The organism is Pseudomonas sp. SYWMCR5, assembly GCF_057197165.1.
Map to the genome: position 1 here is coordinate 39,344 of NZ_JBXUNH010000007.1, position 26,594 is coordinate 65,937.

At 65.5% G+C, this 26,594-nt stretch carries 25 protein-coding genes and 1 tRNA gene; 12 read left to right on the forward strand and 14 right to left on the reverse strand.

Annotated features, from left to right (window positions below; genetic code table 11):
* Positions 1 to 275: 275 nt before the first annotated feature.
* From fdnG to AC2CGW_RS18425, 7 genes are all read left to right on the forward strand, one after another.
* Positions 276 to 3,344, forward strand: coding sequence for a formate dehydrogenase-N subunit alpha (fdnG, locus tag AC2CGW_RS18395; protein WP_484574409.1), 3,069 nt, complete (start codon positions 276 to 278; stop codon positions 3,342 to 3,344).
* Complete coding sequence (fdxH, locus tag AC2CGW_RS18400; RefSeq protein ID WP_054893573.1) at positions 3,344 to 4,294, forward strand: formate dehydrogenase subunit beta; 951 nt, start codon at positions 3,344 to 3,346, stop codon at positions 4,292 to 4,294. The genes fdnG and fdxH overlap by 1 nt, the downstream gene beginning before the upstream one ends.
* Entirely contained in the window at positions 4,291 to 4,947 is a 657-nt protein-coding gene (locus AC2CGW_RS18405; RefSeq protein ID WP_288377819.1) for a formate dehydrogenase subunit gamma, read from the forward strand. The genes fdxH and AC2CGW_RS18405 overlap by 4 nt, the downstream gene beginning before the upstream one ends.
* A gap of 4 nt (positions 4,948 to 4,951) precedes the next feature.
* Positions 4,952 to 5,878, forward strand: a complete 927-nt coding sequence (gene fdhE / locus AC2CGW_RS18410) for a formate dehydrogenase accessory protein FdhE (protein WP_186720287.1) — start codon at positions 4,952 to 4,954, stop codon at positions 5,876 to 5,878.
* 115 nt (positions 5,879 to 5,993) lie between these two features.
* Complete coding sequence (selA, locus tag AC2CGW_RS18415; RefSeq protein ID WP_186670284.1) at positions 5,994 to 7,421, forward strand: L-seryl-tRNA(Sec) selenium transferase; 1,428 nt, start codon at positions 5,994 to 5,996, stop codon at positions 7,419 to 7,421.
* Entirely contained in the window at positions 7,418 to 9,340 is a 1,923-nt protein-coding gene (gene selB / locus AC2CGW_RS18420) for a selenocysteine-specific translation elongation factor (RefSeq protein ID WP_484574464.1), read from the forward strand. Before selA ends, selB begins: the two co-directional genes overlap by 4 nt.
* A gap of 6 nt (positions 9,341 to 9,346) precedes the next feature.
* Positions 9,347 to 9,442 (forward strand) — tRNA-Sec (locus tag AC2CGW_RS18425).
* A gap of 119 nt (positions 9,443 to 9,561) precedes the next feature.
* Here AC2CGW_RS18425 and AC2CGW_RS18430 read toward each other — a convergent pair.
* Entirely contained in the window at positions 9,562 to 10,551 is a 990-nt protein-coding gene (locus AC2CGW_RS18430) for an asparaginase (RefSeq protein WP_484574410.1), read from the reverse strand.
* A gap of 72 nt (positions 10,552 to 10,623) precedes the next feature.
* Entirely contained in the window at positions 10,624 to 12,066 is a 1,443-nt protein-coding gene (locus tag AC2CGW_RS18435; RefSeq protein WP_186670288.1) for an alanine/glycine:cation symporter family protein, read from the reverse strand.
* A 178-nt stretch (positions 12,067 to 12,244) separates the two neighbouring features.
* Between AC2CGW_RS18435 and AC2CGW_RS18440 the strand changes: the two genes are divergently transcribed.
* Positions 12,245 to 13,054: a helix-turn-helix domain-containing protein gene (locus AC2CGW_RS18440; RefSeq protein ID WP_186709506.1), complete on the forward strand. Its 810-nt coding sequence runs from the start codon at positions 12,245 to 12,247 to the stop codon at positions 13,052 to 13,054.
* 49 nt (positions 13,055 to 13,103) lie between these two features.
* Here the strand turns inward: AC2CGW_RS18440 and AC2CGW_RS18445 are convergent, their stop codons facing one another.
* From AC2CGW_RS18445 to AC2CGW_RS18455, 3 genes are read right to left on the reverse strand one after another with little or no spacing between them, the layout of a single operon-like run.
* A complete protein-coding gene (locus tag AC2CGW_RS18445) occupies positions 13,104 to 13,949 on the reverse strand; it encodes an alpha/beta hydrolase (RefSeq protein ID WP_186670292.1) in 846 nt (281 codons plus the stop codon).
* Between the two features lie 8 nt (positions 13,950 to 13,957).
* The gene (locus AC2CGW_RS18450; protein ID WP_186670293.1) at positions 13,958 to 14,752 is read right to left on the reverse strand and encodes a TSUP family transporter; all 795 of its coding nucleotides are present in this window, start codon (positions 14,750 to 14,752) and stop codon (positions 13,958 to 13,960) included.
* Positions 14,753 to 14,771: 19 nt separating this feature from the next.
* On the reverse strand, positions 14,772 to 15,815 hold the full coding sequence (locus AC2CGW_RS18455; protein ID WP_484574411.1) for a Fe(II)-2OG oxygenase family protein: 1,044 nt from the start codon (positions 15,813 to 15,815) through the stop codon (positions 14,772 to 14,774).
* A 437-nt stretch (positions 15,816 to 16,252) separates the two neighbouring features.
* Between AC2CGW_RS18455 and AC2CGW_RS18460 the strand changes: the two genes are divergently transcribed.
* Both AC2CGW_RS18460 and AC2CGW_RS18465 read left to right on the forward strand, forming a co-directional pair.
* Positions 16,253 to 17,137, forward strand: coding sequence for a sugar nucleotide-binding protein (locus AC2CGW_RS18460; protein ID WP_186670295.1), 885 nt, complete (start codon positions 16,253 to 16,255; stop codon positions 17,135 to 17,137).
* Positions 17,130 to 18,062, forward strand: coding sequence for an NAD-dependent epimerase/dehydratase family protein (locus AC2CGW_RS18465; RefSeq protein WP_484574412.1), 933 nt, complete (start codon positions 17,130 to 17,132; stop codon positions 18,060 to 18,062). The genes AC2CGW_RS18460 and AC2CGW_RS18465 overlap by 8 nt, the downstream gene beginning before the upstream one ends.
* Positions 18,063 to 18,146: 84 nt before the next feature.
* Here the strand turns inward: AC2CGW_RS18465 and AC2CGW_RS18470 are convergent, their stop codons facing one another.
* On the reverse strand, positions 18,147 to 18,575 hold the full coding sequence (locus AC2CGW_RS18470) for a winged helix-turn-helix transcriptional regulator (protein WP_484574413.1): 429 nt from the start codon (positions 18,573 to 18,575) through the stop codon (positions 18,147 to 18,149).
* Positions 18,576 to 18,675: 100 nt separating this feature from the next.
* Between AC2CGW_RS18470 and AC2CGW_RS18475 the strand changes: the two genes are divergently transcribed.
* A complete protein-coding gene (locus AC2CGW_RS18475; RefSeq protein ID WP_484574414.1) occupies positions 18,676 to 19,851 on the forward strand; it encodes an MFS transporter in 1,176 nt (391 codons plus the stop codon).
* Between the two features lie 183 nt (positions 19,852 to 20,034).
* On the opposite strand, the gene AC2CGW_RS18480 is transcribed toward AC2CGW_RS18475, so the two are convergent.
* The 5 genes from AC2CGW_RS18480 to AC2CGW_RS18500 all read right to left on the reverse strand — a co-directional run bounded on the left by AC2CGW_RS18480 (position 20,035) and on the right by AC2CGW_RS18500 (position 23,980).
* Positions 20,035 to 20,718, reverse strand: a complete 684-nt coding sequence (locus tag AC2CGW_RS18480) for an OmpW/AlkL family protein (RefSeq protein WP_186669167.1) — start codon at positions 20,716 to 20,718, stop codon at positions 20,035 to 20,037.
* 110 nt (positions 20,719 to 20,828) lie between these two features.
* Entirely contained in the window at positions 20,829 to 21,395 is a 567-nt protein-coding gene (locus AC2CGW_RS18485) for a DUF3299 domain-containing protein (protein WP_186720293.1), read from the reverse strand.
* A 9-nt stretch (positions 21,396 to 21,404) separates the two neighbouring features.
* On the reverse strand, positions 21,405 to 22,670 hold the full coding sequence (locus AC2CGW_RS18490) for an ABC transporter permease (protein ID WP_186669169.1): 1,266 nt from the start codon (positions 22,668 to 22,670) through the stop codon (positions 21,405 to 21,407).
* Complete coding sequence (locus AC2CGW_RS18495) at positions 22,670 to 23,380, reverse strand: ATP-binding cassette domain-containing protein (RefSeq protein WP_288377816.1); 711 nt, start codon at positions 23,378 to 23,380, stop codon at positions 22,670 to 22,672. The genes AC2CGW_RS18490 and AC2CGW_RS18495 overlap by 1 nt, the downstream gene beginning before the upstream one ends.
* A complete protein-coding gene (locus AC2CGW_RS18500; RefSeq protein ID WP_125930890.1) occupies positions 23,381 to 23,980 on the reverse strand; it encodes a DUF2796 domain-containing protein in 600 nt (199 codons plus the stop codon).
* Positions 23,981 to 24,113: 133 nt separating this feature from the next.
* On the opposite strand from AC2CGW_RS18500, the gene AC2CGW_RS18505 reads away from it, so the two are divergent.
* Positions 24,114 to 24,461: a hypothetical protein gene (locus tag AC2CGW_RS18505; protein WP_186669170.1), complete on the forward strand. Its 348-nt coding sequence runs from the start codon at positions 24,114 to 24,116 to the stop codon at positions 24,459 to 24,461.
* A gap of 61 nt (positions 24,462 to 24,522) precedes the next feature.
* On the opposite strand, the gene trxA is transcribed toward AC2CGW_RS18505, so the two are convergent.
* The 3 genes from trxA to AC2CGW_RS18520 are packed head-to-tail and all read right to left on the reverse strand — an operon-like array spanning position 24,523 to position 26,563.
* Positions 24,523 to 25,410 (reverse strand): thioredoxin, encoded by an 888-nt coding sequence (trxA, locus tag AC2CGW_RS18510; RefSeq protein ID WP_186711046.1) that lies wholly within the window; start codon positions 25,408 to 25,410, stop codon positions 24,523 to 24,525.
* Positions 25,411 to 25,449: 39 nt separating this feature from the next.
* Positions 25,450 to 26,109 (reverse strand): class I SAM-dependent methyltransferase, encoded by a 660-nt coding sequence (locus AC2CGW_RS18515; RefSeq protein ID WP_484574415.1) that lies wholly within the window; start codon positions 26,107 to 26,109, stop codon positions 25,450 to 25,452.
* Between the two features lies 1 nt (position 26,110).
* Positions 26,111 to 26,563: a YbaY family lipoprotein gene (locus AC2CGW_RS18520; protein ID WP_186669173.1), complete on the reverse strand. Its 453-nt coding sequence runs from the start codon at positions 26,561 to 26,563 to the stop codon at positions 26,111 to 26,113.
* Positions 26,564 to 26,594 lie beyond the last annotated feature (31 nt).

The following is a 26,594-nucleotide window of genomic DNA, read 5'->3' on the forward strand; positions in this document are numbered from 1 at the left end:
TAGCGGCTTTTCAGTGGCTTTGGTGTAGCCCATTTCCGAAAGCGCTGGACGGACAGCGGGGCTACGAGGGGACCTTGCCGTGACCGCAAAGCGCGAGCGTGCGGAGTGCCGCTCGTAGCGCCAGCGGCCAAAACCTGCGGCAAATTTGACATGTGTCATCGCACCTTCTCGTTTCTTGGCTAGTCTTACATGTTGGCGGCCAACAAACCGCCGCCCGTGATATCCGAGAGACGCCGGCAACGTCCCGTGCGTCCAAACCTGATCAGGAGTGCACGATGGACCTGAACCGTCGGCAGTTCTTCAAGGTCGCCGCCGTCGGCCTTGGAGGCTCGAGTCTCGCGGCGTTGGGCATGGCCCCGACAGCCGCGTTCGCCGAGCAGGTGCGCCACTTCAAGCTGGCGCACACCAAGGAAACCCGCAACACCTGTCCCTACTGCTCGGTCGGCTGCGGCCTGATCCTGTACAGCCAGGGCGATGCGGGCAAGAACGTCAAACAGAACATCATCCACATCGAAGGCGACGCTGATCATCCGGTCAACCGCGGCACCCTGTGCCCCAAAGGCGCCGGGCTGCTCGACTTCATCCACAGCCCCAGCCGCCTGCAATACCCCGAGATGCGCAAGCCGGGCAGCCAGGAGTGGGTGCGGGTCAGCTGGGACGAGGCGCTCGACCGCGTCGCCACGCTGATGAAGCAGGACCGCGATGCCAACTTCATCGAGAGGAACGCCCAGGGCCAGACGGTCAACCGCTGGCTGACCACGGGCTTCCTCGCGGCGTCGGCAGCGTCCAGCGAAGCAGGCTACCTGACTCATAAAGTCATCCGTTCACTCGGCATGCTGGGGTTCGACAACCAGGCGCGTGTCTGACACGGCCCGACGGTGGCAAGTCTTGCCCCGACGTACGGCCGTGGCGCGATGACCAATCACTGGTCTGACATCGCCAACGCAAACCTGGTGCTGGTCATGGGCGGCAACGCAGCCGAGGCTCACCCCTGCGGGTTCAAATGGGTGACCGAGGCCAAGGCGCACAACAAGGCGCGCCTGATCGTGGTCGATCCGCGTTTCACCCGGACCGCCTCGGTGGCGGACTACTACGCGCCGATTCGCACCGGCAGCGACATCGCCTTCATGGGCGGGCTGATCAACTACCTGCTGACGACCGACCAGATCCAGCACGAATACGTGCGCAACTACACCGACGTGTCGTTCATCGTCAAAGAGAACTATGGCTTCGAGGATGGCCTGTTCAGTGGCTATGACGCGGCCAAGCGGATCTATGCCGACAAGTCCGGCTGGGGCTACGAGCTGGGCGAGGACGGTTTCGCCAAGGTCGACCCGACGCTGCAGCACCCGCGCTGCGTGTTCCAGTTGATGAAGCAGCACTACAGCCGCTACACGCCGGAAATCGCCAGCATGACCTGCGGCATGCCCCAGGACCAGATGATGAAGGTCTGGAAAGAGATCGCCACCTGCGCCGTGCCGGGCAAGACCATGACGATCCTCTACGCCCTGGGCTGGACCCAGCATTCGATCGGTGCGCAGATCATCCGCAGTGCGGCGATGGTCCAGCTGCTGCTGGGCAACGTCGGCATGCCCGGCGGTGGGGTCAACGCCCTGCGCGGGCATTCCAACATCCAGGGCCTGACCGACCTGGGGCTGCTGTCGAACTCGCTGCCAGGCTACCTGACGCTGGCCGGCGACGCCGAGCAGGACTACGCCGCGTTCATCGACAAGCGCGCCTCCAAGCCGCTGCGTCCGGGCCAGCTCTCGTATTGGCAGAACTATGGCAAGTTCCATGTCAGCCTGATGAAGGCCTGGTATGGCGCCAACGCCACCGCCGAGAACAACTGGGGCTACGACTGGCTGCCCAAGCTCGATGTGGCGGCCTACGACGTGCTGCGCATGTTCGAGATGATGAGCCAGGGCAAGGTCAACGGCTACATGTGCCAGGGTTTCAACCCGATCGCCGCGCTGCCGGACAAGAACCGCGTCACCGCGGCGCTGGGCAAGCTCAAGTGGCTGGTGGTCATGGACCCGCTGGCCACCGAGACATCCGAATTCTGGCGCAACGCCGGGCCTTACAACGATGTCGACACGGCCAATATCCAGACCGAGGTGATTCGCCTGCCCACCACCTGCTTTGCCGAGGAGGACGGCTCGCTGGTCAACAGCAGCCGCTGGCTGCAGTGGCACTGGAAGGGCGCTGACGGCCCCGGCGAGACGCGTACCGACGTGCAGATCATGAGCGAGCTGTTCCTGCGTCTGCGTGAGCGCTACAAGTCGGAAGGCGGCGCTTACCCCGACCCGATGCTCAACATCAGCTGGCCGTACAAGATCCCCGACGAGCCTTCCCCCGAAGAGCTCGCCAAGGAGATGAACGGCTGGGCGGTGAGCGACATGACCGACGCCAGTGGGCTGGCCATCAAGGGCGGCCAGCAGTTGTCGGGCTTCGGTCAGTTGAAAGATGACGGCAGCACAGCATCCGGCTGCTGGATCTTCGCCGGCTGCTGGACCGAGCAGGGCAACCAGATGGCCCGGCGCGACAACAGCGACCCCTACGGCATGCATCAGGTGCAGAACTGGGCCTGGGCCTGGCCGGCCAACCGCCGCATCCTCTACAACCGTGCCTCCAGTGACCCGCAGGGCAAGCCCTGGGATCCGCACAAGAAGCGCCTGGTGTGGTGGAACGGCAAGGCCTGGGGCGGCACCGACGTGCCGGACTTCAAGGTCGATTCACCGCCTGAAGCGGGGATGAACCCGTTCATCATGAACCCCGAGGGCGTGGCGCGCTTCTTCGCCATCGACAAGATGGCCGAAGGGCCGTTCCCCGAGCACTACGAGCCGTTCGAGACGCCGATCGGGATCAACCCGCTGCACCCGAACAACAAGAAGGCCACCAGCAACCCGGCAGGCCGGATCTTCGATTCGGTGTGGGACACCCTCGGCAAGCACGAGGAGTTCCCCTACGCAGCGACCACCTACCGGCTGACCGAGCACTTCCACTTCTGGAGCAAGCACTGCCGCCTGAACGCGATCATCCAACCCGAGCAGTTCGTCGAGATCGGCGAAGTGCTGGCCGGCGAGAAGGGCATCAAGGCGGGGGATCGGGTACGGGTGTCGAGCAAGCGCGGGCATATCGAGGCGGTGGCGGTGGTGACAAAGCGGATCCGTCCGCTGCAGGTCAACAACCAGACCGTGCACCAGATCGGCATCCCGCTGCACTGGGGTTTTACCGGTTCGACCCGGCATGGCTACCTGACCAACACCCTGGTGCCGTTCCTCGGTGATGGCAACACCCAGACGCCGGAGTCCAAGTCGTTCCTCGTCAACGTGGAGAAGATCTGATGGCCCAGCAAGATATCATCGCCCGCTCGGCCACCACGACCGTACCGCCTTCGGTACGCCAGCAGGAGCAGGTCGCCAAGCTGATCGACACCACCAAGTGCATCGGCTGCAAGGCCTGCCAGGTGGCGTGCTCGGAGTGGAACGAGCTGCGTGACGAGGTCGGCCACAACCATGGCACCTACGACAACCCGCAGGACCTCACCGCCGACACCTGGACCCTGATGCGCTTCACCGAGCACGAGCGCGACGACGGGAACCTGGAGTGGCTGATCCGCAAGGATGGCTGCATGCATTGCGCCGACCCTGGCTGCCTCAAGGCCTGCCCGAGCCCCGGCGCGATCATCAAGCACGCCAACGGCATCGTCGACTTCAACCAGGACCACTGCATCGGTTGCGGTTATTGCATCACCGGCTGCCCGTTCAACATCCCGCGGATCTCGCAGAAAGACCACAAGGCCTACAAGTGCAGCCTGTGTTCCGACCGCGTGGCCGTGGGCCTGGAGCCGGCCTGCGTGAAGACCTGCCCGACCGGGGCGATCGTCTTCGGCAGCAAGGACGAGATGAAGGTGCATGCCGACGAGCGCATCGTCGACCTCAAGTCGCGCGGCTACGAGAACGCCGGCCTGTACGACCCGGACGGTGTCGGTGGCACCCACGTGATGTACGTGCTGCACCACGCCGATACACCCAGGCTGTATGCAGGCCTGCCGGACCAGCCGGTGATCAGCCCACTGGTAGGGTTGTGGAAAGGCATCAGCAAACCGCTGGCGCTGCTGGCCATGGGCGCGGCGGTCCTGGCCGGGTTCTTCCACTATGTGCGGGTCGGGCCGCAGCGGGTCGAGGAGGACGAGCATCCCGCTCCGACCGATACCAGCGTGCACCAGGTGGATCCGGCAGTGCACGTCTATGACCCGGGCAAGCCCGGCGGGCAAGGGGAGCAGCGGCCATGAACGACAACAAGCCTATCCTGCGCTACAACGCCAACGAGCGGACCAACCACTGGATCGTCGCGATCCTGTTCTTCATGGCCGGGCTGTCGGGCCTGGCGCTGTTCCATCCGGCACTGTTCTGGCTCAGCAACCTGTTCGGTGGCGGCCCCTGGACGCGCATCCTGCACCCCTTCCTCGGGGTGGCGATGTTCGTGTTCTTCCTGGGGCTGGTGATCCGCTTCTGGCGGGCCAACTTCATCACCGCCAACGACCGCCTGTGGCTGCGCCGTGTAGATCGGGTGATGCGCAACGAGGAAGAGGGCGTGCCGCCGATCGGCAAGTACAACGCCGGGCAGAAGCTGCTGTTCTGGACCTTGCTCGTGTGCATGCTGATCCTGCTGGTCAGTGGCGTGGTGATCTGGCGCGCCTGGTTCAGCCAGTACTTCGACATCGGCGCGATCCGCCTGGCCACCTTGCTCCATGCCCTGGCGGCGTTCGTGCTGGTGCTGAGCATCATCGTGCACATCTATGCCGGGATCTGGATCAAGGGCTCGGTCGGCGCCATGCTGCATGGCTGGGTCAGCCGTGCCTGGGCACGCAAACATCATGAGCTGTGGTACCGGGAAGTGACCGGCGACAAGACGCCACACAACTCCGGACGGAAAGAAGGATGAGCGCTTGAGCACGATTCTCGAACCCGGGCAGATTGAAGCATCGGCGGTAATGCCGCCGTTTCTTCACCAGCCCGCCGACAACCTGTTCGAACTGCGCGCGGCGCGACTGGAGCAGCTTGCCCAGGGCCATGCCCTTGGCGACTACCTGAGGTGGGTCGCGCGCCTGTGCCGGGTGCAGCAGCACCTGCTCGACAACCCACCGGGCGGGGTGCCGGTGGCCGAGGCGCGTCAGCGACTGTGCATCAGCCACGGCCTGCCGCCGCTGGCCGCCGACAGCCTGGTGCGAGAAGGGCCGTGGCTGGTCTGGTTGCAGGCGTTGCTCGATCGCTTCGAGGCACCGGGGCAAGGCGCCTTGGCTGATGCGTTGGAGGCCCTGCGCAACAGCGACGAGGCCCAGCGCAAAGGCTGGGGCATCGCTTTGCTGAGCGGGCAGTACGATGCCGTGCCCGCCGCACTGGTGCCTTTCATCGGCGCCGCACTGCAGGCTGCCTGGGCCAGTTGGCGCCGGGCCTTGCCCAGCGATGAACTCAAGCCCGGCGGCAGCCTCGCGCAGTGCCCCTGCTGCGGCGCGCCGGCGATGGCGGGCCTGGTACGCAACCGGGGCAAGCACAACGGGCTGCGTTACCTGGCCTGTTCGCTGTGCGCCTGCGAGTGGCATGTGGTGCGGGTCAAGTGCGTGTATTGCGAGTCGAGCAAGGACTTGCGCTACTCCAGCCTGGAAGATGACCGCCATGCACCGGGCAAGGCGCCGCTGCGGGCGGAGTGCTGCCCAGGATGCAACACCTACCTCAAGCACTGCTACCTGGAAAATGACGCGATGGGCGAGGCACTGGCCGATGACCTGGCCAGCCTGGCGCTGGATATCCGCCTGGACGAGGAAGGCTTTCATCGGCTGGCGCCGAACCTGATGTTGGCGCCGGGGGGCGGGTGAGGGTCTACACTGTCAGACCGAGTCGCCCTTTCCGCTTGTAGGAGCGGCGGTTCGCCGCTGCGACTTGCCCGCGAAAGGGCCATCACAGACACCGGATCAACCAAGGTAGTACCGCATGTCGTCAAGCCTCGCCAATCAAGCCCCACGCCTGCCCTCCATCGACACTCTGCTGCGCCACCCCGCCTGCCAACCCTTGATCGATCGCCATGGCCGCGACGCGACCCTGGCCAGTCTGCGTCAATTGCTCGACGACCTGCGCGACTCCGCTCGCCTTGGCCAGTTGAGCGCCGTCGAACTGGCTGCCGAAGTCCTGCTTGGCCGCTCCGGCGAGCGCCTGGCGATTCAGCAGCGCAGCCAGGTGCGAAGGGTCTACAACCTCACCGGTACGGTGCTGCACACCAACCTCGGTCGCGCCCTGTTGCCGGAAGAGGCCGTACAGGCGATGCAGACCGCCGCGCGTTATCCGCTCAACCTCGAATTCGACCTGGCCACCGGCAAGCGTGGCGACCGCGATGACCTGATCGAGGGCCTGATCCGCGAGCTGACCGGCGCCGAGGCGGTCACCGTGGTCAATAACAACGCCGCTGCCGTGCTGCTGGCGCTCAACAGCCTGGGCGCGCGCAAGGAAGGGATCATCTCCCGTGGCGAGTTGATCGAGATCGGCGGCGCCTTCCGCATCCCCGACATCATGGCCCGTGCTGGCGTGCGCCTGCACGAGATCGGCACCACCAACCGCACCCATCCCCGCGACTACGAGGCGGCGATCAATCCGCGCACCGGCCTGTTGATGCGTGTGCATTGCAGCAACTACAGCATCCAGGGCTTCACCACTCAGGTGCCGACCGCGGAGCTTGCGCGCATCGCTCACCAGCATGAGCTGCCGCTGCTCGAAGACCTGGGCAGCGGCAGCCTGCTCGACCTCACCCGCTGGGGACTGCCCGCCGAGCCGACGGTGCGCCAGGCGCTGGCCGACGGCGCCGATATCGTCACCTTCAGTGGCGACAAGCTGCTGGGTGGTCCGCAGGCGGGCATCATCGTCGGGCGCAAAGAGCTGATCGCCAGGATCAAGAAGAACCCGCTCAAGCGCGCGCTGCGTGTGGACAAGATCACCCTGGCGGCGCTCGAGGCGGTGCTGGCGTTGTACCGCGACCCCGATCGCCTGGCCGAACGCTTGCCCAGCCTGCGCCTGCTGACCCGGCCCCAGGACGAGATCGTCGCCCAGGCGCAGCGCCTGGCGCCCGAACTGGCTGCGCGACTGGGCGGGCAGTGGACGGTCACGGTCGAGCCCGCATTGGGCATGATCGGCAGCGGCAGCCAGCCGGTGGCACGGCTGCCCAGCGCGGCGCTGTGCTTGCGGCCACAGGTCTCGAAGAAGCTGCGTGGGCGCAGCCTGAGGGTGCTGGAGCGCGCCCTGCGCGAATTGCCGGTGCCGGTGCTAGGGCGCATCGATGACGATGCCTTGTGGCTCGACCTGCGTCAGCTGGATGACGAAACCCAGTGGCTGGCGCAGTTGCCGGCGCTGCAACTGGGGCCGGTGCAGTGATCGTCGGCACCGCCGGGCATATCGATCACGGCAAGACCGCGCTGCTCCAGGCCCTGACCGGCCAGGCCGGCGACCAGCGCCAGGAAGAGCGCGCCCGGGGCATGACCATCGACCTCGGCTATCGCTATGCGGCGCTGGCCGAAGGCGAGCCGTTGACCGGCTTCATCGACGTGCCCGGTCACGAGCGTTTTATCCACAACATGCTCGCTGGCGCCCAGGGTATCGACCTGGTGCTGCTGGTGGTGGCCGCTGACGACGGCGTCATGCCGCAGACCCGCGAGCACCTGGCGATCATCGAGCTGCTGGGCATTCCCCAGGCGCTGGTGGCGATCAGCAAATGCGACCGGGTCGAGGCGTCGCGGCGTCTTGAGGTCCAGCGGGAGGTCGATGCGCTGCTGGCGCCCGGGCCCTATGCGGGCGCTCGGCAGTTTGCGCTGTCCAGCGTGACCGGGGAAGGCGTCGAGGCGCTGCGCCAGGCCTTGGTCGAGGCCCGCGCGCAGGTGCAGCGGCGTGCTACGCAGGGCGGTTTTCGCCTGTCGATCGACCGCGCTTTCGCGGTTTCGGGCGCGGGGGTGGTGGTCACCGGCACGGCACTGGCCGGCCAGGTGCGTGCGGGTGACACGCTGTTGCTGGGCAAGGCGGGCAAGCCAGTACGGGTACGTGGCCTGCATGCGCAGAATCAGGCTGCGCTGGTGGCCGAGGCCGGGCAGCGGGTGGCGCTGAACATCAGTGCCGAGCGCCTGACCGTGGAGCAGGTGCACCGTGGCGACTGGCTGGTGCCCGAGTGGCTGCATGCGCCCAGTTCGCGTATCGATATCGAGTTGTCATTGTTGCCGGGCGAGACGCGCACCTTCGAGCATTTCAGCGCGGTGCATGTGCACCTCGGCACCCAGGACGTGACGGCGCGGGTGGCGCTGCTGGAGGGCGAGGCGTTGGCGGCAGGCCAACGCATGTTCGCTCAGTTGCTGCTCAACGCACCGTTGCAGGCTGTGCATGGCGACCGCCTGGTGCTGCGCGACCAACGCGCCCAGCGCACCCTCGGCGGTGGCCAAGTGCTTGATCCTTTCGCCCCCAGCAGACAGCGCCGCAGCGAGTCGCGCTTGCGCCAACTGCAGGTGCTGCGCGATGCCCGCGACCTGGAACAGGCGCTGCCAGCCTTGCTGGCGGCAGCGCCCGCGGGGCTCGACCCGCAGCGATGGGAGCGCCAGTTCAACCGTCTGCGTGACAGTTGGCGGTTGCCCGATGACGTCCAGGTGATTGCCACCCGCCAGGGGCCGTTGCTGTTCGATCGTCAGCAATGGCAGGCGCTCAGGCGTGAAGTGCTCGTGCAACTGGCGCGGTTCCACGAGCAGGAGCCCGACCAGCTTGGCCCTGACCGCGACCGCCTGCGCCGCTTCTGCGCCTTGCCGCTGGAGCGTGCCGCTTTTGTCAGCCTGCTGGACGAGTTGCTCGGTGAGGGCGCAGTCGCCAGCAGCGGCCCGTGGTTGCACCTGCCGGATCACAAGGTGCAGTTGAGCGACGCCGATACTGCGCTCTGGGAGCGTCTGCAACCGCGTTTGCTGGAAGGCGCGTTCGATCCGCCCTGGGTCAGGACCTTGGCTGCAGCCGAGCAGGTGGAGGAAGCCCAAGTGCGCCTGCTGATGCGCAAGTTGGCGCGGCTGGGATTGCTGCACCAGGTGGTGCGCGACCTGTTCTACCCGCAGGAGACGATCCTGCGCATGGCCGAGATGATGTTGCGGCAGACACAGGACACGCCGGTAGTGCAGGTGGCGGCGTTTCGCGATATGTTGGGCATCGGTCGCAAGCGCAGTGTGCAGATTCTCGAGTACTTCGACCGGCTCGGCCTGACCCGCAGGGTTGCCGAGCAACGTCACATCCGCGCCGACAGCGCGCTGGCCCGGCAGCAGGCCAGGCCCTGAGTTCAAGGAAGGCAATCGCGCCCGGTGGCGCGGCCGGGCTTCAAACCCGGTTGGGGACGGCAGCCGTTCCCGGGCAGGTTCGACTCCCGCTGCCTTCCGCCATTTTCGCCAGGCCCATTCGCGGGCAAGCCCGCTCCCACAGGTACAGCACAATTCTCAAGAACTGTGGAAATCCCTGTGGGAGCGGGCTTGCCCGCGAAGAGGCCATGACAGGCTGAAACCTAAGCCCGCTCCCCACACAGGTCCAATGCAAACCACCGCTCTGCGGCCTCCACATCCAACCCAGCCCCCAACAGCGCGAACATCTTGCCCAGCGCCGCTTCGCGAGTCATCCCGCCGCCACTGACCAGCCCGGTATCGCGCAGCTTGCTGCCGGCGGCATAGGTGTCGAACACCACTGCGCCTTCGGGACACTGGCTGATCGCGACGATCATCACCCCGCGCTGACGCGCGTCATGCAGTGCATCGAGCAGCGCCTGGTCGTCGGACGGCCCGGTGCCGCTGCCATAGCACTCCAGCAGCAAGCCATGCACACCGGCCTCGCAGAACCCGCGCAGGTAATCTGCACACAACCCCGGGAACACCGGCAGCACCGCCAGCTTCACTGGTTGGCGCACCTGGCGGTAGTCCAGGCTGGCCGGGATCTGTGCAGCGCGCTCGCCTTCGCGATGGCGCTCCATCACGGTGAACGCATCGAAGGCTTCGCTGCGCAGTTTCGAGGCGCGGCAACCGTGCAGCAGGTGGCCGTGGAAATACAACTGCACGCCGTTGCCCAGGCCCTGCTCGAAGTGACGCAAAGCACCGACCAGGTTGTCCCAGGCGTCGCTGTCCGGCGCACCGGCCGGCAGCATGGAGCCGGTGAGCAGGACCGGCACCTGCAGGCCGAGCAGCAGGAACGACAAGGTCGCGGCGCTGTAGGCCAGGGTGTCGGTGCCATGCAGCACCAGCACGCCGTCATGGCCGTCATGCTCGACCGCCTCGACGATGGCATCACGCATCGCCAGCCAGTTGGCCTGCTGCATGTTGGCGCTGTCGATCAGCGGGTTGAGCTCGCGCAAGGTCCATTGCAGTATCGGCGCGTCCTTGCGCTGTGCCAGGTGGTCACGCATGCGTGCATCGAAGCCACCCGCCGGCGCCAGGCCCGCGGGGGTCTGCAGCATGCCGATGGTGCCACCTGTGTAGAGAACGAGGAGATTCTTGACTGCACCCATGGAAGGATTCCGAAGCGAGGAGCGAAGGAAAGCCGGCCGCCCACGAGCGGGGCGGCCGGACAGGGCAGGGTATCAGCGCTGGTGCTGAAGTTCGCCAGCCGCTTTGTCAGTGGCTGTTTCAGCCTGAGGATTGGCTGGCCAGGCGGCACGGTCCAGGTCCAGGTCGGCAAATTTGCTGGAGTCGAACACTGGCTGCTTGATGCCAGCCTTGCGCTGTACGTCGTAGTCGCGCATCACGCGCAGGCCGACCTTGAACAGCAGGGCCAGGGCGACCAGGTTGACGAAGGCCAGGCAGGTCATGGTGATGTCGGCGAAGGCGAACACGGTCGACAGGTCCTGCATCGAACCCCAGACCACCAGCGCCAGCACCAGGCCACGGAAGACCATCAGCACGACACGGTTGCGGCTCAGGAACTGAAGGCTGTTCTCGCCCAGGTAGTAGTTGTAGAGGATGCAGGTGAAGACGAACAGCGACAGCGCGACGCTGACGAAGATGCGGCCCCAGTCACCCACCACGGCGGCCAGCGAGTTCTGGGTCAGGACGATACCGTCGCCCTCGAAGCCCGGAGTGTAGAAGCCCGACAGCAGGATCAGCAGCGCGGTGCAGGTGCAGATCACGAAGGTGTCGAGGAACACGCTGAAGGCCTGGACCACGCCTTGGGCGCCCGGGTGCTTCACCGCAGCCACTGCAGCGACGTTCGGGGCACTGCCCAGGCCCGCTTCGTTGGCGAACACGCCGCGCTTCACGCCCATGACGATGGCGCTGCCGAGCAGGCCGCCAAAGGCCGGGTCGAGGCCGAAGGCGCTCTTGAAGATGGTTTCCAGCATGGCTGGCACGTGTTCGATCTGGGTGCCGATCACGTACAGGGTCACGCCGATGTAGGCCAGGGTCTTGATCGGGACCAGCAGGTCCGAGACTGCGGCGATGCGCTTGATGCCGCCGATGAAGGTGATGGCCAGCAGCACTGCCAGGACGATACCGGTTTGGCGTGGGTCGAAGGCAAAGGCGTTCTGCAGCGAATGGGTCACGGTGTACGACTGCAGGCCGATGAAGGCGAAGCCGTAGGTGACCAGCAGCAGGATCGAGAACACGATCGCCATGCTCTTGAGCTTCAGGCCGTGCTGGATGTAGTAGGCCGGGCCGCCGCGGTACAGACCGTCACCGTCGGCGCGCTTGTACACCTGGGCCAGGGTACATTCGAAGAAGCTGCTGGACATGCCCACCAGTGCGGTGACCCACATCCAGAACACCGCGCCTGGGCCGCCCAGGGTCACGGCGATGCCGACACCGGCAATGTTACCTGCACCGACGCGGCCGGCGAGGCTCAGCATCAGGGCCTGGAACGAGCTCAGTTGGCCAGCCTGGCCGCGCAGGGACTCCTTGAACACGCCGAACATGTGGCCGAAGTGGCGGAACTGGACGAACCGGGAACGAATGGTGAAGTAGCTACCGAGCCCGACGATCAGGACGATGAGCAGTTTTCCTGAAAGGAAATCGTTAAGTGCTTCGAGCATTGGAAAATGACCTCGATTCTTATTCTTCGTGTGGAGTGACCAGCGGCGGCAAGGACGCGCGCTATCGTTGGCGCGCATGGTTGGTCATGACACCTGTGGTTACAATTTCGCGGGTTGCTCTGTTTTGGTGCGACTTGATGCTAGACTTGCACCACTCGCATCACCTGGAACGCCGTTCATGGCCGATTTTCTAGCCGCCAATCTCAAACTCGCCTGCAGTCACTACCGCTCTATTTCAGAGGTTTGCCGACAGCTGTCGATCAATCGCGCGCAATTCAACAAGTACCTGAGCGGGCAGAGCCAGCCGACGACCTACAACCTCAAGCGCATCGGCGATTTCTTCGGGGTCGAGGATTACGAGCTGAATCTGCCGCCTGAGCAGTTCGCCCGGCTGATCGGTGCGCGCAACCCGTCGGTGTCGTCAGGCCCGCAGGACGACCCGATCAGCGAGCTGTTCAAGCCCTTGCATGCCCAGGCCGGCAATCTGTCGCGCTATTGCGGCTACTACTTCGAATACTCCAACTGCATGTCGGTACCGGGCTCGATCCTGGTGTCGCTGGTGCACCTGTGGGAGGAGCGCGGCAGCTTCCTGTTCGAGCGCCAGGAACGCCAGGAGCGCAGCAGTGCCAGCCAGCATGCGGAAGTGCGTTGCCGCTACCTGGGTGCGGCGTTCCAGTTGCAGGACCGGATGTTCCTGATCGACTACGAGTCGCTGACTCTCAACGAGATGAGCCAGACCGTGCTCATCCCCAGCTTCAAGAGCCGCATCACCCGCCTCAACGGTCTCAAGACCGGGGTTTCCAGCGGTGACCGGCGCAACCCTGCCTGCACTCGCGTGGTGTGGGAGTTTCTTGGTGAGGAGATCAACCGAATCAATGCCTATCGCCAGGTGAAGCTCTATCGCCCGGATGATCCGCGCATCGACGACGACATTCGCGACCGGCTCGGCGCCGGGGCGATCAGCAATGGCTTGTTCGAGATCGAATAGGGCATCGGCTCTACTTGCCCGCGAAAAGCAAGCCACGGTGCCCAACCTGTCACCCCTGGTCGAGAATGAACGCCGCCACCGCATCGGCCACCTGATCGGCAATTTCCGGTGCATCGCGCAGGTGCGCGGCGATGCCGTGGTCGCAGTCGGTCAGCAACAGGCACTCCACATGGGGCGCCGGCACCGAGCGCAGCAGCGCATGGGTGACTTCCTCCGGGATCGGGCTGTAGCGCTGCACACCGCGCAGCAGGCGGGTGCCGGCCGACGTGCCGGGGCCCTGGCCGTGGGTCTGGGAGTTGAGGCCGTCGTACTCGCCGATCACCAGCAGTACCCGCCCCTGGAACTGGCGCAGGAAGGCGTAGCTGTCACAGTCGAGAAAGGCGTAGGGCTTGCGGATCGCCGCGCTGAAGGCCGGCCCGAACGGCGCGTCATGGGCGTCATCGGGATAGACCGCCGGGCAGATCAGCACCAGCTTGTCGATGTCTGGCAGTTGCGCCGCAAGCTTGAGGGCAATCGCGCCGCCCAGGCTGTGGCCGACCAGGGTGCGGCAGCGCTCGGCGATATGCCGGTGGAAGCGCCGGGCCTCCTGCAGGTTGATCGCCAGTGTCGGTGCGCTGGCGCCGGGCTCGCTCGCCTTGCTGTGGCCGGACAGGTTGCCGGTCAGCGAGCCGATGCCCTGGCGTTGCAGGCGATAGAGCAGCGGGTTGAGGCGGGTGAAGTCCGAGCGTGCACCGCCGACCACGAACAGCGGCGGTGCCCGCTCGCTGTCGGGCAGCAGCAGGCGTGCCTGTTGCTGATAACCGTCGAAGGCTTCGTCGATGAAGCCTTCGGTGCCCGGCGCGGGTTCGTCGTACTGCCAGGTGCTGCGTTGCTCGGAGGTGTTCGCAAAGTCCATGGCGCTCCTTAGAGGAACTGATGTTGCAGCCATTCGCCGAGCGGGTTGCCTGCGCCAAGCAGCAGCTTGAGGGCCATGATGCAGCACACGCAGACCAGCAACGGCTTGATCAGCCTGGGCCCGAAATGCACCGCGCAGCGTGCGCCCAGTTGCGCACCGATGAACGCGGCACAGGCCATCGCCAGGGCCAGGGGCCAGATGATCGCCCCGCTCAGCGAGAATACCGAGAGGGCGCCCAGGTTGCACGCGGCGTTGAGCAGCTTGCTGTTGCACACCGCGCGCAGCAGGTGCTGGCCGAGCAGGATCACGCAGGCGAGCATGAAGAACGAACCCACCCCGGGACCGAACACGCCGTCATAGAAGCCGATCAGCGGTGCGGCGGTCAGGCAGAACACCGCGTTGGAGATCTTCGCCTTGCGCTCGTGCTCGTCGGGCTTGGGGCTGAAGGCGAAGTAGGCCGCCACCAGGATCAGCAGCACCGGCACGCAGGCCTGCAGGAACGTCTTGGGCACCAGGCTCACCGACAGCGCCCCGAGGGCGCCTCCGGTGAAGGCCATGGCGGCCATGGGCAGGCCGCGTTGCCAGTCGATCATGCCCTTGCGGGCGAAGGCGACGGTGGCCGACACCGTCGCCGAGGCCGCCTGGAACTTGTTGGTGGCGATGGCCGCCAACGGGTCGATGCCGGCGACGAACAGTACCGGCAGGGTGATCAGCCCGCCGCCACCCGCGATGGCGTCGAAGAAGCCGGCCATCAGCGCCACCGACGCCAGGGTCAGCAGCAGGGAGACATCGATTTCCATCATTACCGCACGTTCCTTTTATTCAGCCGCGCACCAGCAGCGGATCCGGAGTGATCACCCGAGGTTGGGCGAAGGGGGAGTAGCCGAACAGCCGCACCAGCAGGCGACGGTTGTCCTGGACGATGTCGCGACCATGCAGGGCGCGGTTGTTGTTGATCACCAAAGCAGTGTCCGGTTGCAGCACGAAGGGCCGTGGCCGTGTCTCGGCGACCCGTTGCTGGAAGGCGTCGAAGGCCTGGGCGGCGAGGTCGCTGGCCTGGTCGTTGAGCGAGAACCGGTACGAGTTGTAGCGCAGGGCGAAGCCGCCATTGGCGTCGAACTGCAGCATCGCGGTGGCCTGCTCCGGTTCGCCGCTGCCGGCGACGAAGCAGTCGCTGCGGGTGAAGTCGAACGATGCCGAGGTCAGCGCCAGCGCATGCAGGCTGCCCAGGCCTTCGATGACCTCGCGCATGGGGATGACGTGGGTAGGCTCGTTCGCCGGGTTCCAGCGCGCGGTGAGGATCAGTGCAGAGGGCGCAGGCGAATGGTCATCGCGAGCGATCACCGAGCAGTTGTACGGAGCTTCGGTGTGTGGGCCCAGGCGCAGACCGGCGTGGGAGCTGAGTTCCACGCGGGTGTCGCGGATTTCCTCCGGGTGCGGCTGGCTGCCGCCGCCCTTGAAGTTGCCGACCAGACGCACCTGCTTGCCTTCGTTGTCGATATCGAAGGCGAACGCCCGGTAACGCACCAGTTCCAGCAGGATCTGGTTGCGCGAGGCCAGGTAGAGGCAGCGGGGGTCGTGCTCCAGGCCCTGCAGTTCAGGCAGGTATTCGGGAATGGGGTCGTCGTCCGGGCTGGTCATGCCGCGGTACATCAGTGCCGACAGCGTGCCGTCGGCGAAGCGCCGCAGTGTTGCCTGTTGCTGGGGGGCGAGCGATTCTGCCAGCGTTTCGGCAGATTGCCGTGCCTTGCCAGCCGCCCCGAAGACTTCCGGGCCGCCAAGTCGGGCGAGGGATTGACTGGCGACGAACAGCGCATCGGCTTGGTCCTGGGTAAATTCCAGGTACGCGACTTCGGAATCCTGCATGGGAAACCTTCCTTGTTATTGTTGTGTTGGCGTTCCGTGCCGGCCGACAGCTGGAGTGCGTTGGCCTGACTGCGGTGAATACAGTCTGTAGTGGCCAACTGCCGCGCAGTATCGGGTAGTTTCCGAAGGCGCAAAAGAGGGGCGAGAAAATTTCACGGCTGTGAAGCGTTGTGAAGAACGAAGCAGGCACGCCATGGTGATTCTCCTGATTGTCGGGTGCGCACACGGGGCTGCCATGCCCCGGCTTCTGCTATTAGTTCAGGGTTTTCGTCTGCCGTGGTGCAAGACCGGTTTTATGTGAGCGACAGAGAAATCTTCGATGCCTATTGGAAATTTCCCACACAAAGACAAGCGAACCCCAAGGGTTGGACTTCCCCAGGCGGAAACCGCAAAATGACCCCTTTCCCTTAATCGATCTGAGCGGACCTGCTGACTCTATGCGTATGCGCCTGATGCTGTTGGGTGGTGGCAATGCCCTCGGGCAAGCGCTGATTCGTCTTGGGGCCGAGGAAGACATCGCGTTCCTGGCTCCGCGCCCGCCGGACGAGGGCTGGGATCCGGCCAGCCTCACCCAGTTGCTCGACGATCACCGCCCCGACACCCTGGTCAACCTGGCCTATTACTTCGACTGGTTCCAGGCCGAGTCGGTCAGCGAACAGCGCCTGGCCCTTCAGGAGCGTGCCGTGGAGCGTCTGGCCGAACTGTGCCAGCACCACGAGATCACTCTGGTCCAGCCCTCCAGCTACCGCGTGTTCGACGGTTCGCGCGCCACTTCCTACAGCGAGAAGGACGAGCCGGTGCCGCTGGGCCTGCGTGGCCAGGCGCTGTGGCGTATCGAGCAGAGCGTGCGTGCGGCCTGCCCGCAACATGTGCTGCTGCGTTTCGGCTGGGTGCTGGACGAAAGCCTTGACGGCGCACTCGGGCGTTTCCTGACTCGCGCCGAGCAACCGCAGGAGCTGCTGCTGGCCGATGACCGCCGCGGCAACCCGACGCCGGTGGACGACGCTGCCAGGGTGATCCTCTCGGTGATCAAGCAGCTGGACTGCGACGCGCCGCTGTGGGGCACCTACCATTACGCCGGCAACGAGGCGACAACACCCTTGGCGCTGGGACAAGCTATCCTTTCCGAGGCGGCGCAGTGGCACAAGCTGGCCGTGCAGGCCCCCACCGCACAGGCCCACGCCGCGCGTCCGGATGCCAGCGAGGAGCCGCAGCATGCGGTGCTGGCCTGCAAGAAGATCCTTCACACCTTCGGCATCAAGCCCCGTGCCTGGCGCGCCGGCTTGCCGCCCTTACTGGACCGTTTCTATCGTCATGGCTGATGCCCCCATCCTCATTACCGGCGGAGCTGGTTTCATCGGCTCCCACCTGTGCGATGCGCTGCTCGACAAAGGCTATGCGGTGCGCATTCTCGATGATCTGTCCACCGGCAAGCGCAGCAACCTGCAGATCGACCATCCGCGCCTGCAACTGATCGAAGGTGATGTTGCCGACACTGCACTGGTTACCCGTGCAGCCGCCGGCTGCGCGGCGGTGGTCCACCTCGCTGCGGTTGCGTCGGTGCAGGCGTCGGTGGACGACCCGGTCAAGACCCACCAGAGCAACTTCATCGGCACCCTCAACGTCTGCGAGGCGATGCGCATCAACGGTGTGCGCCGGGTGCTGTTCGCCTCGAGCGCGGCGGTCTACGGCAGCAATGGCGAAGGCCAGTCGATCACCGAGGACACGCCCAAGGCGCCACTGACGCCTTACGCCGTGGACAAGCTGGCTGGCGAGCAGTACCTGGACTTCTACCGCCGCCAACATGGGCTGGAGCCGGTGGTGTTCCGCTTCTTCAATATCTTCGGACCGCGCCAGGATCCCTCTTCGCCGTACTCGGGGGTGATCAGCATCTTCTGCGAGCGTGCGACCAAGGGCTTGCCGATCACCGTGTTCGGCGATGGCGAGCAGACCCGCGACTTCCTCTATGTCGGCGACCTGGTGCAGGTGATGGTGCAGGCGCTGGAGCAGCCGCAGGTGGAAGAGGGCGCTGTGAACATCGGCTTGAACCAGGCGACTTCGCTGAATCACTTGCTTGCGGCATTGCAGCAGGTGGTTGGCAGCTTGCCGACGATCAGCCATGGCCCGGCGCGCGCGGGGGATATCCGCCACTCGCGGGCGGACAACCACCGGCTGTTGGCGCGTTTTGATTTTCCCCAGGCGACCCCGATCGCCGAGGGGCTGGCGCGTTTGTTGGGCAAAGACTGACAAACACGCTGGCCTTGCAGGTACTTCACTGATCTCCAGGACAGTGGAGTACCCGCGAACAGGCCCTGACAGGCCAGAACACCTTCAAGCCCGCCGACAATCCTTTGGCCTCAGCAACCGCCCATCCCGCGCCCGCACTTCCAGCTTCGCCACAGGTTCGCCCTTGGCATTGTCCAGCAGCACGGAGCGCGCCTCGCCCGCCTCGAACTGAAAGCGCTCCCCCCACTGACGCAGGCCCACCACGATCGGAAACACCGAGCGGCCTTTCTCTGTCAGCACATATTCCTTGTACGCACTGCCATCCGACGCCGGCTGCAGTTCCATGAGCCCTGTTTCCACCAGCAGCTTCAGTCGCGTGGCGAGGATGTTCTTCGCCAGCCCCAGGTTCTTCTGGAACGCGCTGAAGCGGCGCAACCCATCGAACGCGTCGCGCAGGATCATCAGTGCCCAGCGGTCGCCGAGCACTTCGAGGGCTCGGGCTACGGGGCATCGGCTGTTGTTTTCGTCGAGCATCGCTAATTCCGGATCTGTCACTGTGGTTGCAGACTAAAACCAGATTTGCTAGAAATCCAGCCTGTGGTTTTATTTTAAAACCAGATTTCCAGGAGTCTGCATGTCATCTGCCCACGAAGCGTCGTCGTTTCAACTCACGCGCGGCCTGACCCTTCTGCTGGCCGCAGCCTGCGCACTGGCGGTGGCTACGGTGTACTGCGCCCAGCCGCTGCTGGAGTCCATGGCCCAGAGCCTGGGCGTGCCGAGTGGTCAGGTCGGGTGGGTGGTCGGCGCAATCCAGGCAGGTTATACGCTGGGATTGCTGCTGATCGTGCCGCTGGGTGATCTGCTCGACCGCAAGCGCTTGATCCTCGCGCAGTTGCTGCTGTCGGCACTGGCGCTGGTTGCGGTCGGCCTGGCCCAGCATTGGGCGGCGCTGTTGGCGGCCATGGGGATGGTCGGGTTGATGGCCGTGGTGGTGCAGTTGATGGTCGCCCAGGCAGCCACCCTGGCGACACCGGCGCAGCAGGGGCAGGCGGTGGGCGCGGTCACCAGCGGCATTGTGCTGGGCATTTTGCTGGCGCGGCTGGTGGCGGGTGTCGTGGCTGACCTGGCCGGCTGGCGAGGCGTCTATTTCGCAGCTGCCGGGCTGGTGCTGCTGATGGTGGCGCTGCTCGGCTGGCGTATGCCCGCTGCACGGCCGCCGGGGCAGCGCCAACGGTACCGGACGTTGTTGTGTTCGATGGTGGTGTTGCTGCGCGATGATCGGCTGCTGCGCCAGCGGGGTGTGTTCGCGCTGCTGATCTTCGCGGCGTTCAGCGTGCTGTGGAGCAGCATGGTGCTGCCGTTGAGTGCGCTGCAACTAACCCACACCCAGATCGGCCTGTTCGGCCTGGCCGGTGTCGCCGGCGCCCTTGCCGCCTCGCGTGCCGGGCGCCTGGCCGATCGTGGTCTGGGGCAGCGCACCACGGGGCTGGCGCTGGGGCTGCTGACATTGTCGTGGCTGCCGAGCCTATTCGTCGAGCAGTCGTTGCTGGCCCTGGTGGCCGGTGTGGTGATGCTGGACCTGGCCGTGCAGGCGGTGCATGTGACCAACCAGAGCCTGCTGCTGGCCGGGCGTGCACAGATGGCCAGTCGCCTGGTTGGCGCGTACATGTGCTGCTATTCGGTTGGCAGCGGGGCAGGGGCGGTGGCAGCGAGCTGGGTCTACGGGGCGTGGGGGTGGGGCGCGGTGTGTGGGCTGGGGGCTGGGATCAGCGCGTTGGCGTGGGGGTATTGGTGGCGGCTGCATCGCTGAGGATTGCTGCGCTCGTGTAGGAGCGGGCTTGCCCGCGAAAAAGACACCGCGCAGTCTGGCACGGGCTACGCCCGTGTTCGCGGGCAAGTCGGGGCGCCGAACCGCCGCTCCCACAGGGAGATTGGGCTGGCCTTTAGATTCTGAACAGGACAGTTGCTCCTGCAGGTGTGCAGGAGCGGCGTGTCAGAACTTGTAGCCGATACCTACCATGTAGACCCATGGATCGACATCGACACTGACCTTGGTCTTGCCCACGCCCAAGGCGCTTGGGCCGTCGATGGTGGCTTTGGTGTCGATGTCGACGTACCAGACTGCGGCGTTGACCAACAGGTTGTCGGTCAGCATGTAGTCCATGCCCAGCTGGCCAGCCAGGCCGATGGAGTCCTGCAGCTTCATGTTGCTGAAGCCCTGCTGTTTGCGGGCGCTGCTGAGGTCTTCATCGAAGAACAGCGTGTAGTTGATGCCGATACCGGCGTAGGGCTGGAACTTCGACGAGGCTTCCATCGGGTAGTACTGCAGCGACAGGGTCGGTGGCAGTTGCTTGATGTCGGCCAGCTTGCCGTCGAGCCCACCACCCAGGCCCTTGACGCCCACGGTGTGCTTGAACGGCGTGGCGGCCAGCAGCTCGATACCGATGTGGTCGGTGAGCATGTAGGCGAAGGCCAGGCCCAGTTGGGTGTCGCTGTCGAGGGTGGCCTTGGTGCCGGAGACCTTGGCGCCGTCGAGCTTGAGATCGCTGCTGCTTTCGTTCGGCGCGGTGGTGATGGCGCCAGCACGGAGGATGAAGTCGCCCGCCTGGTGGGCGTGGGCAACGGGGGCTGCGAGCGCCAGCGCGACGAGCGAGGCACCGAGCAATGTCTTGTTCATGGAAGCTCCCAGAGGACGTGAGTAATCGAGTAGTCCAATGGTAAGGAGCCGTCCAAACACATTGTTTGACTCAGCTCAACGAAGCGGGCTTCACACGGGCGACACAGTTCTCATTTCAGCTCATATGCGTAGATTTTCTCGGCTTCCATCTGGTATCCGGCGTCGGCCAGCTCGCTACTGGTGTTCTTGACCTGCATGCGTCCCTCGATCCAGTAGGGCTGGTACAGGTCTTCGACGCGCACGCCCATCTCGCTGAAGATGTGCACGATCTGGTTGGACGGCGGTGGCGGCACGTGGATGCAGGCGCCGTAGTAGGGCACCAGGAGAAACTCGGTGGTGCGGCCTTCTTCGCTCACTTCCAGCGGCACGATGTAGCCGGGCAGTTTGATCTGCTGGCCATCCAGCGCTTTCACCACCGGGGCGTCGGGCGCCTGCTGGCGGGCTGCCGGAGCAGACTCGGCAGCGAGCGCGTCGCCCAGCGAGTTGCCCATCTGCGAGAGGTCATGCAGCGGGGTGAGCTGTGGGGGGATGACGGGCGCGCCCTCGGGGATCAGTGCCGGCCAGTCCAGCTCGCGCGGCTCGTCCGCCCAGGCCGGAATGATCAGCACCAGCAGCAACAGCAGGAGGATCTGTAGTGCTTTCTTCGCGGACAAGCCCGCTCCCACAGGGATCGACATGACAAACTCTCAGAGGTGGATCGACAGGCCATCGGCCAGCGACTGCCGGTAGGCACGCCAGGCCGGAACACTGCCCATCAGCAGTGCCGCGCCGAGGATGATCGCCAGCAGGGTCCATTCGTGCGGGCTTGGCCAGGCCAGCGGCAGGAACAGCCCGTAGTTGGACTGTACCGCGTCCTGGGCCAAGGCGATCCCTCCATAGAGCAACCCCAGCCCGGCGACGATACCACTGACCGACAACGCCAGCGCTTCGAGCACCAGCAGCCCGGCGATATGCCAGGGGCGCGCACCCACCGAACGCAGGATGGCCATCTCGCGTCGCCGTTCGTTGAGGCTGGTGAGAATCGCCGTGAGCATGCCGATCAAGCCGGTCAGCACCACGAACAGCGACACCACGAACAACGCCTGCTCGGCGATGCCCATCATGCCCCACAGCTCCTGCAATGCCACGCCCGGCAGGATCGCCAGCAGCGGCTCACTGCGAAAATCGTTGATTTCGCGCTGCACGCTGAAGGTGGCGATCTTGCTGTTCAGGCCCAGCATGAAGGCCGTGATGGCCGTGGGGCGCAGGTCCATGGTGCGCGCCTGGTCGGCGCTGATGCGTGCGGCGCCGCGAGCCGGTACGCCGTTCTGCCAGTCGACATGGATGGCCTCCATCCCCGCCAGGCTGATGTGCAGGGTGCGGTCCACGGGCGTGCCGGTGCGCTGCAGGATGCCGACCACGGTGAAGGGTTTGTCGTCGTGCTTGACCAGGCTGATGGTGGCGATGCCGTGGGCCAGCACCAGGGTGTCGCCGAGCTTGTAGTGCAGGGCTTCGGCCACTTCGGCGCCCAGTACCACTTCGAATGGGTCGTTGGCGAACTGGCGGCCCTGGCTCAGCTGCAGGTGCTGCTGGCGCCCGTACTGGTAGTGGGTGAAGTAATCGCTGTTGGTGCCCATCACCCGGTAGCCACGGTGCGAGTCGCCCAGGGAGATCGGGATCGCCCACTTGACCCGCGGGTCCTTGGCGTAGTGCTCGAAGCTGTCCCAGCGGATGTTGTTGGTGGCGTTGCCGATACGGAACACCGAGTACAGCAGCAGGTTGACCGACCCCGAGCGCGCCCCGACGATCAGGTCGGTGCCACTGATGGTGTTGGCGAAGCTGGCGCGGGCTTCGGTACGCACGCGCTCCACGGCCAGCAGCAGGCACACCGACAGGGCGATGGCGAAGGCGGTGAGAAACGCGGTGAAACGGCGGTTGGCCAGGCTGGCCAGGGCTAGACGGAGCAGGTACATCAGGCCTCCCGAGGCTTGGCGGCGCGGTTGAGCTCGGCCAGCGACAGGTCGCGGTCGAACAGGGGCGCCAGGCTCTGGTCATGGCTGACGAACAGCAGGCTGGAACCTGCAGCGCGGCATTCGTCGAACAGCAGGCGGATGAACACCTCGCGGGTGTCGGCGTCGAGCGCTGAGGTCGGCTCGTCGGCGATCACCAGTTCCGGCTGGCCGATCAGCGCGCGCGCAGCGGCGACGCGTTGCTGCTGGCCGATCGACAGGGTGTCGGCGCGTCGGGCGAGCAGGTCGGGGTCGCTCAGGCCCAGGTGGGCAAGCAATTGCGCCGCCGCCTGGTGGATGCTGCCATGGCGCTGCGCCGCGCGTTCGGCGCGGCTGCGCGAAAATCGGCAGGGCAATTCGACGTTTTCCTGCACCGAGAGAAACGGCAGCAGGTTGAACTGCTGGAAGATGTACCCGGTATGGTCGACGCGGAAACGGTCACGAGCGCCCTGGCCCAGCTCGGCCAGGTTCTGCCCGAGCAGCCGCACTTCGCCCTGGTCGGGCAGGTTGACCCCGCCCAGCAGGCCGAGCAGGGTGGTCTTGCCGCTGCCGCTGGGGCCTTTGAGGAACAGTGCCTCACCGGCCTCCAGGCGGAACTGGGGGATGTTCAGCAACGGCTGCTGACCTGGCCAGGCGAAGACCAGGTCATGCAGTTCGATCAGCGGCTGGCTCATTCAGAACGCAACCACGGCCTTGGCCGGGGTGCTTTCGAAGCCCTTCTGGCCGTTCGGGCCGACCAACTGCACATTGATCTTCTGGGTTTGCGGGTACGCCTTGTACAGCGGCGACAGGTCGATCTGGGTCAGCTTGGCCGGAGCTGCGCAGGTCAGCTGGTAGTGCGCGTGGATCTCGCTGTGCTGGTGTTCATGCGCGTGGTCATGGTCGTGATCGTCGTCACCGTCGTCGTCCTTGGCCGATGGCTCGTCACCGAACAGCGGGCTTTCCAGCTCCTGCTGGTCTTCCTTGCAACCGGCCGCGCTGGCCAGGCCGAACAGCTTGAGCGGCTGTTCGAGCTGCTTGCGCACGGCCTCGACCTTGGCCTTGTCGGCATCGCTGCCGGGCATATGCTCGAAGCCGACCAGGTTCATTGCCGGGCTCTCCAGCGCCAGCTCCAGGGTATTGCCATCCAGGCCGACGTTCAGGCGTGCGACGCCGTGCTCGTGGGCAGGCAAGGTGCCGTGGGCATGATCGTGGTCGTGATCGTGATCTTCATGGGCCTGGGCAACGGCCAGTGGCAGCAGGGCGAAGGGCAAGGCGAGGAGCAGGCGGCGCATGGACGACTCCGGAAGCGGACGGGAAAGATTTGGTAATGTTATAACAACTTTTCTGGTCGATGCCACACGCTTGGCGCAGGTTTCATGTCGTGGGAGCATGCACGTCATCGATCCGCGATTGAAGGAAGGCAGCGTGAGAATCCGAGGACAGATCGGCGACTGGCCGGTAGATCTGACCATCGAACTGGACCCGGCGGAGTGGGCTCAGCTTGGGCGCAGGCTCGAAGAGGCGCCTGCAGTGGCAGAGGTGGCGAGTACGCCTGTGACTGCGCCAGCGCGGCAGGACGATAGCCAGTGGTCGGCGGCGCGCGAGGTGCTGCGTCAGGCCGGGGCGCTCAGTGGGCCTGAGTTGCTCGAGCGGCTGGAAGGGTTGGCCGGCAGTGTTGCGGCAGGCAAGCGGCTGCTGGTGCGGTTGCGCCACAGCAGTGAAGTGAAGGTGGAAAGCGGGGCGGATGCGCCGGTATATCGCTGGGTAGGCTAGTTGCCGAGGGCGGTGCGTGGCTGGATGCCACCTCCTGCAGGAGGTGGCTGCGCCTTGGGGCTCAGAACATCGCCGAAGACAATCGGCGGCGGTACACACCCACCAGCGGATGGTCGCCGCCGAGCAGGTCGAACACCTGCAGCATGGCCTTCTGCGGCAGGCCGTTCTCGTAGGCGCGATTGCGCTGGAACAGCTTGAGCAGCCCGTCCAGCGCGGCTTCGTACTGCTGGCGCGCCAGTTGCTGGATGCACAACTGATAGGCCGCATCGTCATCCTGCGGGTTCTGCGCCAGGCGGCTCTTGAGCTCGGCGGCCTCCGGCAGGCTGGCGGCCTGGCGCAGGAAGGTCAGCTGCGCCTTGGCACCGGCCAGCGCGGCCTTGTGTTCATCGCTCTTGACCGCGTCCAGCACCTGCTGCGCGGCGTCCAGGTCGCCGCGCTCGGCCAGGCAGCGGCCGTAGTAGATCAGCGCTTCGGCGTTGCTGTTGTCTTCACCGAGCAGGGCCTGCAGCAGTGCTTCGGCTTCGCTGAAACGGCTTTCGGCGAACAGTGCCTTGGCCTGCTCCAGTGGCGAGGCGGTCGGCGCGGCAGGCATCTGCACATGAGGTTCGAGCATGGCGCGGATGGCCGACTCCGGCTGGGCACCGGCAAAGCCGTCGACCGGCTGGCCATCCTTGAACAGCACCACGGTCGGCAGGCTGCGGATACCGAACTGGGCCACCACCTGCTGCTCGACATCGCAGTTGATCTTGGCCAGCAGCAGCTCGCCCTGGTAGCCCTCGGCGATCTTCGCCAACAGCGGCATCAGCGCCTTGCAGGGCGCGCACCATTCGGCCCAGAAGTCCACCAGCACGGGCTTGTGGAAGGAGTTATCGATCACCAGCTGCTGAAAATTCGCATCGGTGGCGTCGAAGATGTAGGGCGTGGCGGTGTTAGAGGAAGCTTGGCTCATCGCAACTCTCGCAGCTTTCGCAAATTCGGAATGGCACCACTATAAAGGCTCGCGGCTGGCGTGGTACAGGCTGACCCGGCGGAATTCGTGCGGCTCGGCCAGGTCTGGCAGGGTCAGGGCGTCGAGCACGCCGAGCTGGCGATAGAGCGGGTGGCTGAAGTCACGCACCCGCGAATCGGCGACCAGTGCCTGGCGACCCCGACCGAGAAAGGCATCGAGCAAGGGCAGGTTGGCGCGGTCGTACAGTACGTCGGCGACGAGGATCAGGTCGAAGCGGTCGGCTTCGGCGAAAAAATCCTCGCTGTAGCCCAGCGTCACGCCATTGAGCGCGGCGTTGGCGCGGCATGCGTCCAGGGCCAGTGGGTCGAGGTCGCAGGCGACCACTTCCCGCGCACCGGCGCGGGCTGCAGCGATGCCGGCGATGCCCGAACCTGCGCCGAAGTCCAGCACACGCTTGTCACGTACCCATTCGGGATGCACGGCCAGGTAGCGGGCCATGGCCAGGCCGCTGGCCCAGCAGAAGCTCCAGTAGGGTGGCTCGTCGAGGATGCGCCGGGTTTCGTCGGGGCTGAATGCCCGGTCCATGTTCTCGGCGTCGATCAGCCACAGCTTGAGGTCGCAGCCCGGCAGTTCGCTGATGACCAGGCGCGCCTCGCCAATCAGGCCGGTGAGGGCCTGTTGCAGGTGTAGCGGTGTCACCTTATGGCGCCTTCTCGAAACGCAGTGGGCCGGTGGCCTGGGTTTCGGCCTGGACGATGCGCTGCGGCGGCAGGTGCATGATCAGTTGGCCGGAGCGGCTGGCGCGACCGCGCAGCTCGACCCGGGCACCGGCCGGGAAGGCCTCGGGGTTGAAACGCAGGTGATAGGGCAGGGCCTGGCCGGTGCCGGTCAGGTCGCTGCTGGCCAGCAGGCGCTGGGGACGGCCGCGTTCGTCGATCACCAGCAGTGCCAGCTCGACTTCGGCGCCAGCGGGGATTTCCATCAGGGTGCCGCTGAGTTCGCGCTGGTAGGCCGGCAGCGGGCCCGGTTCGTCGCTCTTCTTGACCGTCTTGGGCGCGGGGGACGCCGCAGGCTGTTCGGTCTTCGGCCGGTCGCTGCCGCAGGCGGCGAGCAGGCCGGCCAGGCACAGGACGAGGAGGGCTCGATGGTGCATGGGGTAATCCTTCACAGGCAGATTTCTCTGG

Coding starts and splice junctions, on each gene's coding strand:
- fdxH (WP_054893573.1), top strand. CDS start 3,344: ATGGCCCAGCAAGATATCATCGCCCGCTCGGCCACCACGACCGTACCG.
- AC2CGW_RS18405 (WP_288377819.1), top strand. CDS start 4,291: ATGAACGACAACAAGCCTATCCTGCGCTACAACGCCAACGAGCGGACC.
- selA (WP_186670284.1), top strand. CDS start 5,994: ATGTCGTCAAGCCTCGCCAATCAAGCCCCACGCCTGCCCTCCATCGAC.
- AC2CGW_RS18430 (WP_484574410.1), bottom strand. CDS start 10,551: ATGGGTGCAGTCAAGAATCTCCTCGTTCTCTACACAGGTGGCACCATC.
- AC2CGW_RS18435 (WP_186670288.1), bottom strand. CDS start 12,066: ATGCTCGAAGCACTTAACGATTTCCTTTCAGGAAAACTGCTCATCGTC.
- AC2CGW_RS18440 (WP_186709506.1), top strand. CDS start 12,245: ATGGCCGATTTTCTAGCCGCCAATCTCAAACTCGCCTGCAGTCACTAC.
- AC2CGW_RS18445 (WP_186670292.1), bottom strand. CDS start 13,949: ATGGACTTTGCGAACACCTCCGAGCAACGCAGCACCTGGCAGTACGAC.
- AC2CGW_RS18450 (WP_186670293.1), bottom strand. CDS start 14,752: ATGATGGAAATCGATGTCTCCCTGCTGCTGACCCTGGCGTCGGTGGCG.
- AC2CGW_RS18455 (WP_484574411.1), bottom strand. CDS start 15,815: ATGCAGGATTCCGAAGTCGCGTACCTGGAATTTACCCAGGACCAAGCC.
- AC2CGW_RS18460 (WP_186670295.1), top strand. CDS start 16,253: ATGCGTATGCGCCTGATGCTGTTGGGTGGTGGCAATGCCCTCGGGCAA.
- AC2CGW_RS18465 (WP_484574412.1), top strand. CDS start 17,130: ATGGCTGATGCCCCCATCCTCATTACCGGCGGAGCTGGTTTCATCGGC.
- AC2CGW_RS18470 (WP_484574413.1), bottom strand. CDS start 18,575: ATGCTCGACGAAAACAACAGCCGATGCCCCGTAGCCCGAGCCCTCGAA.
- AC2CGW_RS18475 (WP_484574414.1), top strand. CDS start 18,676: ATGTCATCTGCCCACGAAGCGTCGTCGTTTCAACTCACGCGCGGCCTG.
- AC2CGW_RS18480 (WP_186669167.1), bottom strand. CDS start 20,718: ATGAACAAGACATTGCTCGGTGCCTCGCTCGTCGCGCTGGCGCTCGCA.
- AC2CGW_RS18485 (WP_186720293.1), bottom strand. CDS start 21,395: ATGTCGATCCCTGTGGGAGCGGGCTTGTCCGCGAAGAAAGCACTACAG.
- AC2CGW_RS18490 (WP_186669169.1), bottom strand. CDS start 22,670: ATGTACCTGCTCCGTCTAGCCCTGGCCAGCCTGGCCAACCGCCGTTTC.
- AC2CGW_RS18495 (WP_288377816.1), bottom strand. CDS start 23,380: ATGAGCCAGCCGCTGATCGAACTGCATGACCTGGTCTTCGCCTGGCCA.
- AC2CGW_RS18500 (WP_125930890.1), bottom strand. CDS start 23,980: ATGCGCCGCCTGCTCCTCGCCTTGCCCTTCGCCCTGCTGCCACTGGCC.
- trxA (WP_186711046.1), bottom strand. CDS start 25,410: ATGAGCCAAGCTTCCTCTAACACCGCCACGCCCTACATCTTCGACGCC.
- AC2CGW_RS18520 (WP_186669173.1), bottom strand. CDS start 26,563: ATGCACCATCGAGCCCTCCTCGTCCTGTGCCTGGCCGGCCTGCTCGCC.